The sequence below is a fragment of the Flavobacteriales bacterium genome, assembly GCA_020635795.1.
Classification (GTDB): Bacteria; Bacteroidota; Bacteroidia; order Flavobacteriales_E; family Vicingaceae; genus Vicingus.
In genome coordinates, this window is sequence record JACJZD010000001.1 from 685,324 (window position 1) to 702,174 (window position 16,851).

General features: G+C 29.7%; 16 protein-coding genes. 1 reads left to right on the forward strand and 15 read right to left on the reverse strand.

The features are described 5' to 3' along the window. Nucleotide 1: 1 nt before the first annotated feature. The 5 genes from H6589_02960 to H6589_02980 are packed head-to-tail and all read right to left on the reverse strand — an operon-like array spanning nucleotide 2 to nucleotide 4,502. Nucleotides 2-1,138: a glycosyltransferase gene (locus tag H6589_02960; protein MCB9173542.1), complete on the reverse strand. Its 1,137-nt coding sequence runs from the start codon at nucleotides 1,136-1,138 to the stop codon at nucleotides 2-4. After that, the gene (locus H6589_02965) at nucleotides 1,138-1,899 is read right to left on the reverse strand and encodes a polysaccharide deacetylase family protein (GenBank protein ID MCB9173543.1); all 762 of its coding nucleotides are present in this window, start codon (nucleotides 1,897-1,899) and stop codon (nucleotides 1,138-1,140) included. Before H6589_02965 ends, H6589_02960 begins: the two co-directional genes overlap by 1 nt. 4 nt (nucleotides 1,900-1,903) lie before the next feature. Beyond that, a complete protein-coding gene (locus H6589_02970; GenBank protein MCB9173544.1) occupies nucleotides 1,904-2,869 on the reverse strand; it encodes a GNAT family N-acetyltransferase in 966 nt (321 codons plus the stop codon). Beyond that, entirely contained in the window at nucleotides 2,866-3,843 is a 978-nt protein-coding gene (locus H6589_02975; protein ID MCB9173545.1) for a glycosyltransferase family 4 protein, read from the reverse strand. Before H6589_02975 ends, H6589_02970 begins: the two co-directional genes overlap by 4 nt. Further along, nucleotides 3,843-4,502: a hypothetical protein gene (locus H6589_02980; protein ID MCB9173546.1), complete on the reverse strand. Its 660-nt coding sequence runs from the start codon at nucleotides 4,500-4,502 to the stop codon at nucleotides 3,843-3,845. Before H6589_02980 ends, H6589_02975 begins: the two co-directional genes overlap by 1 nt. A gap of 723 nt (nucleotides 4,503-5,225) precedes the next feature. On the opposite strand from H6589_02980, the gene H6589_02985 reads away from it, so the two are divergent. Beyond that, nucleotides 5,226-6,050 (forward strand): FkbM family methyltransferase, encoded by an 825-nt coding sequence (locus H6589_02985; GenBank protein MCB9173547.1) that lies wholly within the window; start codon nucleotides 5,226-5,228, stop codon nucleotides 6,048-6,050. On the opposite strand, the gene H6589_02990 is transcribed toward H6589_02985, so the two are convergent. From H6589_02990 to H6589_03035, 10 genes are all read right to left on the reverse strand, one after another. Further along, nucleotides 6,028-7,224, reverse strand: a complete 1,197-nt coding sequence (locus H6589_02990; protein MCB9173548.1) for a glycosyltransferase — start codon at nucleotides 7,222-7,224, stop codon at nucleotides 6,028-6,030. The genes H6589_02985 and H6589_02990 overlap by 23 nt on opposite strands. Next, nucleotides 7,221-8,345: a hypothetical protein gene (locus H6589_02995; GenBank protein ID MCB9173549.1), complete on the reverse strand. Its 1,125-nt coding sequence runs from the start codon at nucleotides 8,343-8,345 to the stop codon at nucleotides 7,221-7,223. Before H6589_02995 ends, H6589_02990 begins: the two co-directional genes overlap by 4 nt. Nucleotides 8,346-8,351: 6 nt before the next feature. Beyond that, nucleotides 8,352-9,494 carry an N-acetyl sugar amidotransferase gene (locus H6589_03000; GenBank protein ID MCB9173550.1) on the reverse strand — a complete coding sequence of 381 codons (1,143 nt, stop codon included), beginning with the start codon at nucleotides 9,492-9,494 and terminating at the stop codon, nucleotides 8,352-8,354. A gap of 111 nt (nucleotides 9,495-9,605) precedes the next feature. Next, nucleotides 9,606-9,746, reverse strand: a complete 141-nt coding sequence (locus H6589_03005; protein MCB9173551.1) for a hypothetical protein — start codon at nucleotides 9,744-9,746, stop codon at nucleotides 9,606-9,608. Beyond that, nucleotides 9,736-10,026, reverse strand: a complete 291-nt coding sequence (locus H6589_03010) for a GIY-YIG nuclease family protein (GenBank protein MCB9173552.1) — start codon at nucleotides 10,024-10,026, stop codon at nucleotides 9,736-9,738. Before H6589_03010 ends, H6589_03005 begins: the two co-directional genes overlap by 11 nt. A gap of 168 nt (nucleotides 10,027-10,194) precedes the next feature. Next, the gene (locus H6589_03015) at nucleotides 10,195-10,425 is read right to left on the reverse strand and encodes a hypothetical protein (protein ID MCB9173553.1); all 231 of its coding nucleotides are present in this window, start codon (nucleotides 10,423-10,425) and stop codon (nucleotides 10,195-10,197) included. 78 nt (nucleotides 10,426-10,503) lie between these two features. Beyond that, on the reverse strand, nucleotides 10,504-13,488 hold the full coding sequence (locus tag H6589_03020; GenBank protein ID MCB9173554.1) for a hypothetical protein: 2,985 nt from the start codon (nucleotides 13,486-13,488) through the stop codon (nucleotides 10,504-10,506). A gap of 138 nt (nucleotides 13,489-13,626) precedes the next feature. Next, entirely contained in the window at nucleotides 13,627-14,586 is a 960-nt protein-coding gene (locus tag H6589_03025) for a glycosyltransferase (protein ID MCB9173555.1), read from the reverse strand. Then, nucleotides 14,587-15,855: a polysaccharide pyruvyl transferase family protein gene (locus H6589_03030; GenBank protein ID MCB9173556.1), complete on the reverse strand. Its 1,269-nt coding sequence runs from the start codon at nucleotides 15,853-15,855 to the stop codon at nucleotides 14,587-14,589. Then, a complete protein-coding gene (locus H6589_03035) occupies nucleotides 15,852-16,835 on the reverse strand; it encodes a sulfotransferase (protein MCB9173557.1) in 984 nt (327 codons plus the stop codon). Before H6589_03035 ends, H6589_03030 begins: the two co-directional genes overlap by 4 nt. Nucleotides 16,836-16,851: the final 16 nt, after the last annotated feature.

A 16,851-nucleotide genomic window follows, 5' to 3' on the forward strand; every position in this document is an offset into this window, starting at 1 on the left:
TTTAAAGTTGAAAAAGTTGTTTGTACTGTAAAAGCGTTTCAGAAACATCAGTCTTGTTAATAATATAATCGTAAGTTTTTTTTGTATAAATGTTAAAATCAACTGCTGAAAGAGTTGCTAAATAATCAATTTTTTTAGAAAAAACATCTTGTTTGTCAAGTGGAATATCAAATCCAACACCTATTTTTTCTAATTCTCGCCAAGGAGTTTTATCCGATAATATAACAACACACGAATTTTTCATGGCTTCGATGATACTGTGTCCAAAATTTTCGCCTGTTGAAGGCAGGAAAAAAGCATGGTAATGTTGAAGTGTTTCATTCACTTTTTCATGATGTAAAACTCCCATATAATTTACAACGATGTTGTTTGGCATTTGGTTGATTATGTTTTGACATTCCATCCAATATTCGTCTTTGTATATTGGACCATAAATATCAAACTCAATGTTTTTTTTACAATTTTTAAGCACACTAAGAGCATATAAGGTGTTTTTTTCGGGTGCAATTCGAGCAATAGAAATTAATTTAAGATGATTTTCTTGTTTAGGTTTTTCGGTATAAGGGGTTGAACTTTTTTCAGGTAGATTGTTTGCTACAATAATTTTTCTTTTTGTTCCAAAATGTCGTTCAATATCCTTTTTTTCTTCCAAACTGGTAGCCTGAAAAGTACAGTTTTTGAATAAATTCAGTAGCTTAATTATTGATAAAAAAACTTTCTTCTTGTTGGCTTTAACAGCTAAAGAGCCTCTAGATAGCATTCCTCTTACTGATAAAACCGAATTAATTTTTAGTTTTTTTGCAATAAAAAGAGGTATTAAAGTGAAATATGGAGAATATAGACTATTGCAATATACAACGTTAGGCTTGGTTTCTACTATTATTTTTTTAATAGTGGAATAACTAGTATTATTGTTGGAGAGGTAAAAAACAGACGATTTATCAAGTTGATTCCAACAATTTGTATTAATGTTTGAATAAGGAATACTCTCTAAATAATCGGTATTTCTTGTAACAATATAAACATGGGCAGATTCACTCAAATAGCTAACTAAATTACTAATAGAGCGAATTGGTCCTCCTGCTTTAAAACCAGGCTTGTACCAATCAATAAATATGAGTATTTTCTTCTTCACCATTAGTATGTTTTTGGTTTAGAAAGAAAATAATTAACATGATGAATTGGCCAATTACCTTCAATATGTCGTCTGTTTATAACTCTATTATCAAAAGAATAATAGTTGGTGTAATTATCTCCTCCAAATATATATTGATGATGTTTAGTTACAAGATTTAATGCTTCTTCATCAATATCGGTATTTCTACCATATGTCCATGCAAAATATTCGCAAGTAGATTCTATTTGCTCCTCTATACGATTTTTAGATTCAGTAATTTGTTTTTGCAGTTGCATGTTGTTTAAGCCAACTAAACGAACATGATCATAGGTGTGGCTACCAATTGTAAAACCTTTTTGGTGTAATTCTTTTATCATTTTCCATGTCATTGGTTGTTTATTTATATGAACAACATTTTTGGTAAAATGTTTAATGTAATTCTCGTTGCCATCAATAAAACCTGGATTAATAAAAAAAGCAGCGTTTGTATTAAAATCAGTAAGAACTGGAGCTATTTTAGTGTAACATTCTTCAAACCCATCATCAAAAGTAAAAGCAATCAGTTTTTGGTTTTGGAGGGTTTTGTTTTGAATTGCATCAACAGCATCTTCAATTCGAATAAAATCGGCTTTTTTAGAAAGTTTGTTTAATAAATCATGAAATACTTCTTTTGGTAAATCATTTCTCCCAATATAATGGCTATTTAAAATATGAATTCCATTAGCAATCGATTTTATACTGCCAAGGGAAGATAATATAGTATTTCGTAATATATTTTTCAAGCGTTTACCAAGAATCTAAGTCGGCTCTATAAAGAACCCACTTTTTTTGATTTAGCAGTTGAGTATTATTGGTTAAATCTTTAACTACAATATGAATTACTTTTTTTATTTTGTTAAAATTATTCAACTTAATTGCTTCTATAATAATGTCGTTATGAGGATTAGCTGCAATAGATAAAAAACTAATAGCATGAATTTTTTTTACCTCTTTACATAAATGGTTCAATCCTTTCATCAAGAATTGTGTTTCATAATTATTGGTAGCTACTTCTCCGATTATTAATTCTCTAATTATTTTTTTTCTAATATTTATTTTTACTCCAAATTGAACAATATCATTTCCATCTTTATAAGAAAGGTAGTATTTTTTAGTTTTATAATAATAAGCTCTCCAATCATTAAAGGTTTCAGAATCGTCTTGGTGTATTTGGTTTTTTATTAAAGTTATGTTGTTTAGTTTTTTTTCATTAAAAATAGATTTCAATTTAAAATCATTTATTGGAAATAAAAACGAAAATAGGCTATTGGGTTTAATATACCAGTGTAAATCAAGTAAATGTTTCCAATTGTTTTTTTTAAAACCAATAAATGCGGCAGGAAGTGGTGTCGCAATAAGAAAATCAATTTGAGGGGTTGTGTTTAAGTTCTCATCAACAAATTTTAAAATTTTTTTAAAAATTCCACAACCTCTATATTCTGGCATAACTATAGCATTTACACCTTTGTATGCATTGTATTTTTTGCTATTAAGTTGATAGGGCCAATGAAATAATGCAAAAAAACCAACCACTAAATTATGAGCATCTTCATCAATAACAATAATTTTTATGGCGTTATGTTGGAATTGATGTTCGTAAAATTTATGGAAGAATTCAGTATAAGTTTTTAACTCATAGTTATATTCTCTACAAATCAGGTTCATGACTTGTTTTTTATATTCATCGGTATAGTGAGAAACAACTAATTTCATAGCTTAACTAAAGATTGATACAAGTTTTTATATTTATTGGCGATACTATTTGGAGTGTAATTTTGTGCGTTTTGATATCCCTTATTTATTAAATCGTTTCTATAACCATCATCGTCTATTAGCTTTATTAAACCAGCTGTTATTTCTTCTATTTTGTATGGGTCAACAAGTAAAGCCGCATTTTTTGCAACTTCGGGCATTGACGATAAGTTTGATGTAATTACAGCTCTTCCAATTGCGTTGGCTTCTATAATAGGCAAACCAAATCCTTCGTGTAAAGAAATAAAAGCTACAATATCACAGTTTATATATTCAGTATAAATTTCTTCTCTTGTTAAGTTAAATTTATTTGTAAAATTAATATTGGAATTCTTTAACAGAAGTAATTGGGTATCGGTTAATTTTCCAATAACTACAAGCTCAACTTTTAATCCTTTAGTGGCTTCAATCAACCTGTTTAAATTTTTGTTTGGTTTAGTACCAATATGTAAAATGGTTGGTGTTGAATTTAATTTTTCTTTGATTTTTTGTTTAAACTCAAGAGGATAGCAATTAGGAATAACTTCGATTTTTTGTTCAGGTATATTAAGATAACGAACTAAATTATTTTTGGTATGATTTGATACTGTTGTGATTTTAGCAACATTCATAGCTGGTATTTTGTAAATAATCCAACCATATAACCATTTTTTTATACCCTTTAAATCAAATTCATAATGGTTAGTGTCGTGAAAAGTTAAAACTGTTTTATTTGTAGGAAGAAATAAAGAGTAATAACCTACACCTCCTGTTATATGTATGATATCTGAATTAATTTTTTTTACAGTTTTAACGTTTTTCCAGAAAGATGGAAACTCCTTGTCATAAAAATCTGTTATTTCAAAATCAATAAGACATTTTTTAATGGTAGTAAATAGCTCTTCAAAACTAAATCCGCCAAAACTTTTAGATCTATGTAAAAAAAGCAGTTTCATTAGTTTTCATTAAGTTGTCTCTTTTCGATGTGGTTTAAAGCTAATATTAAAGCAAAAGAAAACCAATAACTGAAACCATCAAAATAATTAAAAGTAGTATTATTAAGAAAGAAGATAGGTGGCAGAATAGCCAATAATAAGGCAATTTTAAGCAAGGCTATACTCACTATTTTTGTATTTAGAAATGTTAGTAACGCAAACAAAAATATACTCCATCTTAATAAGATTAAAAGTATACCACCAATTATTCCTAGTTCCAACACAATTCTTTCTCCTTCTTCTTCAAAGGGTAAATCTGTTCGGTAATTAGAAAGTACCATTCCAGTACCTTGATAAGTAGTTCCAATCCCAAAACCTAACCAACCTGCTTCATTGGCATATTTAAAAAGATTAATTCTATTTAATGTTCTATCTCTAGCTCCGTATCCTTCTCTTCCTTTTTCGGCTACTTGCTCCACAATTTCTGCACGTTTAAGAAAAGCTGAAATGGCAGTATTAAAAGTATCACTTACATTATACAAAATAGTGGTTAAGATAATCCCAACAATAATTGAAACAATTACATTTTTTCTAAGAATAGGGACTTTAACAAATAAAAAAGCTGTAATGAATAAAAAAAATAGAAACATTAGGGCCAATGGTAATCTTGAACCACTCATAAACTGATTAAGAACACCTAAGAATAATAATACAACATAAAAAACTACGGAACGATTTTTTTGATACAAATAATAGATATAACTGAAAAAAAGAGTTGTTGTAAACAGTAAATAAACATTGTATATTTTAACAAAACTAAATATAGACAAGGCTCTAGTATATTCAGCCACTCGATTATATTTTTGTTCCTCGTTGGGTAAATAATTTAGAATATGGTCGACAGGTAAAAAATACTGAATAATTCCAACAATATATATAGGTATAGATAAATAGGCAAGAAAACGAATTGTTTTTTCAAAAAAATTGGTGCTGTTAAAATAGTGCGGAACAATTAATAATAGCGGAATGAAAAATACATAATTGATAAGTCCGAACAATTTTACTAACCAACTAGTTTTATAACTTGGATTAACAAAACTTAAGAAACACCATAAAAAAAGTAATACAATAAATAATTGATATGATTTTTTTAGGTAAGGTAATCGGAAATTGGTTTTGGCTAGAAATAATAAATATGTTAGGGAAAACAGTAGATATTTAACAGCGAATATTGGAGTACTCCATTGTGGAAAAACCCATTTTCGAAACACACCATCAATTACTATCCAAATTAAGGAAATAATTAGCAGGCGTTTTGTTAATATATCAAGATTTAGCATATTTGAACTAAGACAAAGATATACAATAAAAAATCTTTAATATTGCTTTTAAGCATAATGATAATGAAAAAATTACTTCTATATTATTTAAGAAACTTTCCTTTAGAGATGGGAAAGAAAAGATTGTCTACTTTCATAAAGATACCTAATAATACTCAAGATTTTGTTTTCACTAATAGTACAGGACTAAAATTTCATATTAATTTAAGTGAGTATGTAATGAAGCAAATTTATATGTTTGATATTTATGAAAAACCATACGTCAGATACTTGTCTTCATTTCCAAATAATCAAATTAAAAAGATTATTGATATAGGTGCGAATATTGGAAATTATACTTTGGCATTAAAGCATGCATATCCTGATAGTGAAATACATTCGTTTGAACCTAATTCGACTAATCATCTCAGATTAACTAAAAATATTGAACTCAATGGCTTTAAAAATATTCATGTGAATAAAGTAGGATTGTCAGATAAAAAAGGAGAATTAAAGCTTTTTTTTGATGAAAAAAACATGGGAGCTGCTACATTAGCCGAGAATGTAGGGAGTAAGCATGAAACCATTCTTTTAGAAACCTTAGATAATTATTGTGTTCAAAATAACATTACTAATATCGATTTATTAAAAATAGACATTGAAGGGGGTGAAATAAATTGTTTAAAAGGAGCTGTTGATATTTTAGAGAAAACAACAAAAGGGATTATTCAGTTAGAAGTAGATTATGGGCATTGCAAACGTTTGGGTTATTCAGCCAAGGAATTATTTGATTTTCCTATGCAATATGGATATAAGCCACATTTGCTAAATAAGTGGGGCAAGATTTTGGCTGTTTCAGCAATTCCCGAAAAATTTATAGGTAATGTTATTTATTTAAAGGGGTATTAATCTGTTTTTCCATTTTCTCTAAAATTGTATTAGCAACTACTTGCCAATCGTATATTCCCCAAATTTTTTCAAGAGAATCATTCCATTCAAAATTATTAGCAACATGAGATATCATCTTTATCCAATCGCTAATGTTTTCATCCTCAACATGAAAAATATTTTTAAAATTGTTTTCTTCTGACCATTTAATTGGAAAGGTAACTATAGGTTTCTGGGCTGCTGCGTACTGAATAAATTTTAATGGAACTGAGTTGTAAAGGAAATTATCATTTTTTGTGTTTTTTAATGTGATTCCAATGTCGGAAATTCTATACATTTTATTAGCATCCTTCTCAGAAAGAAATCCGAGATTGGTTACATTATTAGAACTGATAGCGGGTATATTTCCAACTAATAAAAAATGAATATCAGGAAGTTCTTTTTTACATGCTTGAACAAGCTTTTCTGTAAATAACACATCAAATTTATGAGCTCCTCCAATATAACTTATTAGCGTTTTATCAGAAGGAATATTAAATCGGTTTTTTATTTCTAATAGTTCGTTTGATGAAAAACTTCTTATGGTTTTAAAATCGGCACCATTATCAAAAGGAATAAATTTTGCCTCAACAAACCTATTAAAGCTTTTTGCTGCACTTTCTGAAACTATAAAATTTATAGTTGTAACTTTAAATTGATTATGATAATAATCCTGTTCATCTTTTAAATAACTTGCAGGAATATTCTTCCAATTAATGTCATCTTGCAGATCAGAAAACTCAGGGATGGAAGAATTAAGTGCTGGAAAAAAATAAAAACCATCGGCATGGTATATAATGTCAGGATTTATTTGTTTTACTATTTTATTTAGTGTTTTTAAGTTATATTTTCTCATTAGCTTAATAGCGATATACCTACCAATAAGTTTACCAATAAAAGCATTTAAAAAAACTGATGCGTAAACATTGTAACCAAAATCATCTGATTTTTCAACTTTAATTCTGGAAAAAAGTGATTTTAAAAAACATTTAGCCGTATAAATGCTTGATGGTTGTTTGCCTTCCCAAAACCTATTTCTGTTGTCGTACCAATATATTTTATATAGTTCACAAGAACTGCTTAAACCTTTGGCCATAAAATATGAACGAGAAACTTTTGCTTTTACATTTTCGGCTGGTATGTAAAGAATTTTCATTTATTCGAAGTTAAAATCTGTTCAATACGTTGAATCTGTTTTTGGTAAGAATTGTCTGATGCAAAGTTAATCCTTTCATTCTTCAATTGGTTAGCATTTAACGTAGAGATATTAGCAGCAACAGATTGAATTTTAGCAGAAATATCACAGTTATCATTAACCATTTCTAATACTGGGATATTCTTGTAAGATGATATGAAATTGGAAACCACAACTTTTCCTGAGCTTAAATATTCCAATATTTTGTGACTGTTGGAAACTTCGATGGGAAATTTATTCTGATTATAACACAGCCAAAAGATATCAATAAAAGGAAAAACACTTGTTAGTTGTTCTTTAGATAATTCGCCTGTAAAATGTGTGTTAGGTAAGGTTTTTAAAACATCTAATTCTTTAAAAGCTACATTACCACCAATATTTGAAGGTTTATCTGGTCCTATAAAAATAAAATTTAAATGATTATTTTCTTTAACCGTTTTAATTAGATTATCCCAATCGAGTAATTTCATTTGTAAATTACCTACATAACCTACATTTATACATGTGTTGGATATGTATGGTGGTCGATTCTCTAGTTTAGCTGGTGTTAAGAATAGAGTGTCTAAACCATGATTTACAAAATATTTTGGAGTAGTGGTTGAGATGGAATTTAGAATATCATTAGATACAGAAAGCACTACATCGGCACTGTTCGCTATTTTACTGGTAAATTTTTGCGCTTTTTTAATATAATCTACTGGATGGAAAATAGTAGAAGTAGCATTAAATTGTTGGAGGTTTTGGAATTTAGATTGGTCAAAACTCCAAACAACGTCGATTTTGGTAAGGGCTAATTTTTTTTTTATTTTTTTAATCAAATAAGTTGTCTGAAGGTCAATCAAAAAAGAGGGTAGTTTTGAAATCCCTCTTGGAATTGATTTAAGGTGAACTATAAATAAATTGACATCTATTTTTTTAACTTCAACGCTATCTTTTTGTGAGTTATGTGCTGACGTGTGTATAAAATAAACGGTATTGTTTTTACTTAATTCAAGTGCGTATAGGTGTTTAGATAATAGATTTTTACCCCAATCTTCTGGAGATAGAATAACGATTGTTTTGTTGTTAAATAAACCGCTCAAATGCTCTTATCTTTTTGATTTTATTAGATTGTATAATCCTTTTAGAGGTTTAATAATAGGATATTTATCAAAGTATGATTTTGATTCAGTTTTAAATTCAAGATGCGACCTTGTAGGCATTTTCATAATAGCGTCAAATTCTTGGTCGTTAAAGCCTAATTTCTTTAAAACATAATCTTTGTCAATACTTAATTGTTCTGCATCACAAATAGGTTCTTTTAGTTCTTGAACGGCTTTTTCCTTTGATATTTGACCAGAACAGATAAGTGTAGATAAGTGAGCTTTACGTTTATCTACTTTAAATTTTTCTGGAAGTATGAAGCCTTGATAGAAGCGAGTAAAAACAGATTCATAATGTTTTCCTCCATAATCTTTCCAATTCAATTCGTTGATTAAAATCTGTTTTACATCTGCTTTATTATAACTAATGTAATTTAATAACGGAACAGATTCTATGTTTAGAGCAACTGAATAATATCGCTTTTTAAATGCATCTAAAAAGGGAAATGTTTTTAACGGTATAGTACCGTATGTTTTATGAATTGATTTGATGTTTTCAGCATCTTGTTTATTAAACACCCATGCTTTTGGTAAAATACCCTCTGTTACTATATTAAAACCGCTTAAAAAGTATTTTATTTTGTGTTTTGCGGCAAGTTTATAAAGTGTTGCAATAATAGCATGATCTGTTATGGCTTCAATATCAATAACAGAGGCTTTAATATAAGCCAATTGGATGTCCTTAAATTCTTCCCAATTAATTACATAAGTGTATAAATCAAACCCAAGGTTAGAAACAATACTCTCTATATTTTTTACAGCCAGTTCAGAGTTCCAGCCATTATCAAAATGTACAACTAATGGATTTAGTCCATCTTTTTTAGCTAAATAAGCCAAGTAAGAACTATCAACACCTCCACTTAAACCTAAAATGCAGTCGTATTTATTGTTTTTTCCAGATTTTTTTATTTCATCAATTTTTTTATTGTAAAAATCGATGCCTTCCTGACCCTTTTTTACATGTTTTTTTTCTTTGATGTAATACTCGTGATAATAGTTGCAGATACCATCTTTATCAAAAGTAATGTAGGGGTCAGCAATGTTGTCCATTACGGTTTTAGAGCATTGTTGGTATTGCGTATTGGTCATTTTTGATTTTTTTTACAGCAACAAAGTAAACAATATTAGAACGGTTTTACAAGCTAAATAGTTGTAAAGGTTGTAGCTTTTCATCTGTACTATTATTGCGAACTAATTTCTTCACACGTCATTGCGAGGTATTGGGTTTGCATTGTGAGTTGGCACCGAAGTAATCTGTCCATTGATTAGGTAGATTACTTCAGTCGTACCTCCTTCGTAATGACGGTAAGGAGAAGCAATAACGATTGTTTTACAATTCATCAAATAAATCTTTCCATTCAGGATTTTTTGAATTAATTAAATCCAGTTTCTTTTTTCTTGAACCTGCTTTTAATTGTTTTTCTCGAGCAATTGCTTCTTCAATTCTACTAAAAAATTCAAAATACACTAGTTTGTCAATGTTGTATTTTGCAGTAAAGCTGGTTGCAAAATGTTTGGTTTTGTGTTGGTGAACTCTAATTTTTAAATCACTAATAACACCAATATATAAAACAGTATTGTTTTTATTGGTTGTGATGTAGGTAAATCCACCTCTTTCCATTTATTTAATTTTTATTGCGAATTTATGACATTTTTAATTGAACGTCATTGCGAGGTATTGGGTTTGCATTGTGAGTTGGCACCGAAGTAATCTGTCCTTCGATTAGGCAGATTACTTCAGTCGTACCTTCTTCGTAATGACGGTAGGGAAATAAAAAAAAGGCTGAAATTATTCAGCCTTTTTAGATATATCGTATACTTTTTTACTTCCGTATAATGCTCCTGCAAAAAGAAGGAAAGAAATCCCTCCATCTATTGGCACACATGGCGGTGGCCAACATGGTGGACCACCACCACCTCGAGTTGGGGCACCAGGAGGTCCAGCAGCAAATGCATTGTTAACAAAACTTATTGCTATTAAAAATAATAAAGTAAATATATACTGTTTCAGGTTTTTCATAAATTTTTGAACGTGGGCAAATTTAATATAATTTTTTTATTACACAATTAAATACGTTCTAAAGTACCAAATGGTTGGTTAATAATTTATTTTTTTTACTGAAACATTGTTGTAATCTCTAACTGTTATAATATTTATTCCAGCTGGTAAGCTACTATTTGGAATTAACAATTTATTAGTGTTGTTGTTTAAATAATCATTGACTACTTTTTGACCTAACAAATTAACAATTGAAACATCGTAAGTAGATGACAATTCATCAAATTCAATAACTGTAAATTCAGCTGATTTGTAAATATTAATTCCTGAGAAACCATTAGTAATCATTGAGTTGGTTTTAGATAATCGTAATTCAAAACGATTATCTTCCTCGTCGGTATTCAATTTAACTTCAATTTGTTTGGTATTTTTTAAGTTGTAGTTTGTTGATGTTTTTGTGTCAACTAATATCACCTCTGTGTATACTTCAGAAAATTTTTCAAAATCAATAGCTTCAATAATATGAGAACCTTCAATACCAACTTTTACAGTTATTGGAATAACTACATCATTTTCAGCATTAAATGAATTTATTGCTAATGGTCTTTTTGAGTTTAAGCTTGTAGCGGTAATACTTGGTGCTTCGTGTATTAAACTCATTTTAAAATTTGCATCAAATTCGTCAGTTTCTATTTTAGCTAAATCGTTCAAACGTAACTTTAGTTCATGAGCGTAAGGGTAATTATTACTTCTCACCTTTAACTTACATTCAGTAAATATAAATGGTTCAGTATCTTCGTCGTTATTTGTTTTCCAAAATGTACTCGAAGCAGAAGAAGATTTTGATGCCTCTGTAAAAGTTAGTGTGCCAGCACCTGTACTCTCTACCCAAAATCCTTGATGAGGAGGTATTGAACCTGACGTTTTTGTATCAAAACTCCCATTATTAGTATTCCAAATGGAATATGAATTGCTTAAAGTTGGTTTAGTTAAACTGGTCCATTTTACCCATGCTTGGTAGGGGTTTCCAACTAAATTATCTCCGTTCAAAACAGCTACATTTACATTACCAAAGTTTGGTGTTCCCCTAGAGTCTATTGTAGTATTGAAAAAGGTTGCAGTATCATCAGCCAACCATAATTCAATTGCTTTTCCTGGCGAAAGAACATACGATGTATCAGTTATATCAACATAGGTTTGTATTGAAGCATCGTAGTATGATACGGATTTCCATCCTCCACAATTTCCTGAAAACCCATTAACACCACACATGTAAAGCTCTCGAGCTGTTGCAGTTGGGTTAGAATCCCAATCACGTAAATGATTATTGGTTACTGGTGATGAAATGTTACCCCATCCTTCGTTTCGTTGAGAAATATATCGTTGTACCACAAACTCACCAGAAAAACCATTAGCACTGTTAAAAATTACAGCTGTTTTTGAAGCATCAGATAATATGGTAAAAGTTCCACTAATGTTTTTTAATTGACCAGCAGTAACTGAAATGTAGTTTGAAACTGAAAATTTACCGGTATACAACTCAACATTTGTTGTGTTGTTGATTATCAATACATTAAATGGGATTGTTGTAGCGGTATTATTGGTTATTTTTTGCGTGGAAGTTCCTTTAAACGTAATGGTTTTATGAGAAACTGTTCCTGATCCATTTACGGTATAGTCTCCAAACACATCAAAGGTTGGTGTTAAAGTTGTGTTTAAGTTTCCAGCAATGGTGATGTTTTTAACACCTACAGCAGTTCTAGCCGTTACAGTATGCCCAGCAACAACAGTTACGTCATTAGATGAAGTTGGTACACAATTACAATCCCAGGTAGATGCAACATCCCAATAGCCTGTTTTCACAGATAGAATTGTGCTTGCGGTACCACTAGCTAATGTATAATAATCACCATCAGTTAATGTTACACCACTAAAGGTTACTGTTCCAGCTATATCAGCAAACGGTCCATATTGGGTTACACCACCATCATTAAAAATACCGTTGGCCGATTCTACTAAAAGATAGTAACTTCCTGAAGGCAATGGTAATGACGAAACATTAAAAGAAACATCAATTGCACCTGGAGTACCTGTAATATCAGCTCGCCATGTTCTGCTTAACCTTGAACCACCAGTTAAAGCAACTGGAACATCATTGGTAGTTAATGATAAATTGGTGTTGTCGTGTCCAGATAAAACGTAATCTCCATTACCCAATGAGCCAGTTGATAATTGAACAACTCCTTTCCCTTGTGCGGTTAAGTTGTTTCCATCAACCTCTTGTCCAATTCCAAAAACTTCGTATTTATGAGTAACGTCATAAGTGTATAAGTCGGTACCTAATGTTATATTAAATTTAGACGATAAATAATTGTTTACAATGTTATGTTGAGCAGAGTTTAATACAGTGTTGTAAACGATTACTTCACCCATATCTCCATCGAATCTATAGCTACCATTTGCAGAAGCTCCGATGCTGTTTTTATAATTACCTGTTGGGTTACCGTTTGCTCCAACTTGTGAACCAATTGAAGTTCCATTTTTATAACTGTTAAATGTTTGACCACTACCATTCCAAATGGACGATACAATTTGAAAAGCTGATGAATTGGTTGTAGAATTAGAAACAATACCACCAACATTATTTAATACCCAAGATTTAATATCACCTGTATTTGTACGAAAGGTTCTGAAAAACTGATTACTTTGTGTAAAAGAACTTTCAAACAACATCCCAGTATGATTTGCTTTAGAACCGTTGTAAACAATAAACTGTGAATGGGTATTGGCATTTAATGCAGCTATTCCTGCATTGTTAATCCAGTCGCCTCCATCAAATCGAACACCAAAAAAACCACTATATGTAACTCTACTTGGTTGTCTAGATGAGGTGCCTTGTGAAAAATCATTTCCGTTACCAGATTGATCGGGCCATGAAGAAATAGAGGGAATGGTAGAATAGTTAAGAATATTACCATCTAACCAAATTACATTGGAAGAAGAATTTCCCACACCAGCAGGACCTGTTTGAGCAAAAAGCAATGTTGATGCAAGAATCAGAGAAAATGTAAGTATATTTTTCATAAGAATATTTTTTTGTATAACTATATAACGCAAATCTATTGAAAAAGGTTGGATTCTTTCTTCTTTTTTTACCCATTTAGTAAAAATTAGGTAAGGATACCTAATTTACCTTTAGGTATTTATAGCAGATACTAATGGCTATATTTTATTTTTGTAAAGATTTTTGTTAAAGAAATACTTTCGGAATAATTTGAAATAAATTTTGTAGGAACTGGAAGAATAATAACGAAAGGATATTTTTTGCCAGTTAAAAAACGCTTTAAGATCTTTGTCTTTTAGATAAATAAAACTGATTTCTACAGATAGTTTTTTTAGTTTGTTGTTAATTATCTTGTTGTAATTTTGTTGTGTGTAAGTGGTTAAAAGATGTTCATATATTTTAACACTCGACATCAGTTTGTTAAGTTTTGATTTTAAACCCCATACCCCTCCTTCATGAATACGGTACACGGCCATCACTTCATCGAGATAATAAGCTTTGGCATCATTTTCTAAGCAAATCATAAACATTACAGTGTCTTGAAGTAACTCAAAACGACCTTCAAACATTCCATGGTTATACCTGAAAACACTACAACATGTTTTGGTATAGTCTCCTCTCAATAAATCAAGAATTGTTATATCTTTCTTTCTATTTGGTTTATAAATCCTTTCATCTTGAATAATATTTTCTATAGAAATTACAGCGTTATGAAAACAAATATTATATTCTGGGTTTGCTTCTAAAAAATTGACCTGTTTTTGTAGTTTTAGTGAATCTATCCAATAATCATCTCCTTCACATAATGCAATATACTTTCCTCTAGAGTGTGGAAAAGTAAATCTTGGATTCATTCCTGATTTTACTTTTGAGAACTGATTTTCTTTCTGATAGATTGGTTTAAACAAATGAGAATGTTTTTCGACAAACTCTCTTATAATATCCTGAGTGGAATCGGTTGATGCGTCATCATAAATAATAATTTCAAATGGGAAGGTTGTTTGTTGTATAACAAATCCCTCAAGAGTTTGTCTTATATATTTCTCATGATTATAAGTAACACAACAAATACTTACTAATGGAATATTATCAGTTTGTTGTTCCTTAACTATTGTCATTTATTTAGAATTTTCTGTAGATTTCCCTATCTTCTTTGCAAAAGGCAATTTTTCAAAAAATTCGTACAAAATATTTGCTGTTCTCAATCCTCTTTCAAATTTATCAAGTTTAATTTTTAGTTCTTGAACATCGCTATTCAAAATAAAATTTACCGTTCTTAAATCTTCGACTGAATAAACATAAGATTCGTTAAGTGTAGAATTTTCTAAATTATGTTCCAATTTATTTTCATTTAAAAAATTGACATAATTATCATATCTTAACGAATAAGTTTTATTAAAAGCATCAAAATCTGCCTCATCGTAAATTTGTTGAATTGAGGATTTCAATTGCAATTCTTCGTACTTTAAATATGGGATATTAAAAAACTGAGCTATTTCCTGAACTCTCAGATCTCTTGCGAACATAACTGCTGGAACACCTTGTATTAATGATCCAATACAGCCATGAAGTCTAGGGCCTACTACAAAATCTCTTGTTTTAAGATAATCAAACCATTCTTGGAATGTATAATGAAAAACACCATTATTTTTAATAAGATTCATTATTTCATTATAATTCCCTTGTTTTTTATAAGCTTTTGTTTCATTTTGAAGAAGACTCCCATCATTTTGAAGATTAGAAGTAAATACAACTTCATCCAAAAAATCTTGCCCTACTAGAGGTACGGAATTTAATAAATGAAACCCTTCATTTCCTGCAATAGTTCTATGATAAACAACTGCTGGATTATTGAATGTTTTTGATTTATTAATTTTTAAATCCCTATTTAAATTCCAATACATAGTTGGACAACCAATAGGAACAACGTTTTTAAACCCATTTTTATACAATATACTTGCGGTATAATGACCTCTTGTCCCTAACAATTTAGAACGATCAGAAACTATTTCTAATAACCTTTTAAGTGAAGGATGAATTTTAATAATACTTGTAGCAGATCCTGAATAATCTTGTACTCCTAATGAAAAAGCATAAACTGGTATTTTAAGTTTTTCTATAAAATTAGTATACACAGACACATCTCTCCAGCTAGTAATATGAGTAGCGAATGCTATAATACATTGGTCGAATTTCTCGTTAAGCTCATCTATTTTGTTAAATTCACTAGTTTCAACATGCTCTCCATTAAATTGTTTAAGTAATGCTCTAGAAATTAATGAAGCTCCATGATTACTGGCATATCTCGTGTTTTCAGCTCGCCATAATTCAACCTTGTTAGGGTAATTATATTCAGGACCAAGTCCAATTATCATCGTTTTTTTCATAAGCTTTCTTTTAAATCAATATATGCATCTTTAAGTCGACTAAATTCTGATTTTTTAATCTTCAATACATTGCTATTCTGAAATAAGTTTTCTACACCTTTTTTATCGGAATTAAATTCAATATTTTTTTCTTTATAAAGTTCTTTTATTTTTTGAAAATATTTTTGTGGATTCACACAAAAATCCTCATAATCAATTAATAACTTATTATCTTCAGGGATTTGTTCTAGGCTTTGTTGGATAGATAAATCAGTATAAAATACTTGACCAGCAATTTGATGATAAACATCCATGTTTTTTAATGATTCATGCTCTTTTGGTTTTACTGACCACCACTTACTTAAATCACCATAATATTTTTCTCTTGCCATATAAATAGATTGCATGACATAGAAAGGATCACGCTTTAAATAAAAGAAAATACTATTAGGTATTTCTTTATAAAAATCAACCAAGTTATATTGAATCATTATTGCTTTTGTAATAAATGGCTGCTGAAAAACATTTTCAATCAAACATAGATTCCTTTTCATTTCTTTAAAATCAATCTTTTTAAATTCTTCTTGGTTAATATACTCAGGAAAATAGTTCGAAATATAATTTCTGAAGAAATGCTGAAATTCATTTGGAGCTAGAAAACCTGATGTTTTCCCAAGATTTGATTTGTACAAAATAGAAGAATCTGTATAATTTAATTCATTTAATGGATCAAAATCTTTATTAAACAATAATTGTTGAACTAAAGCTCCAATATAAGGTGCATAAGAAAATCTTGCTAAAGTGTTTGTTGGGTATGAAAAACACCCTGAATTTGCTAAGTACTCTGTAAAAAAAGTAGTACCACTACGTGGGTTACCTATTATAAATCCAAACGGAAATTTTTGCTCAGTAATTTTTAAAGAATCTTCTATATTATTTATAATTAGAAGTCTTTTTAATTCATCTAATAAATCAGTGATTGATGAAAAATTTTGTTTCATAGGACAAATATATCAA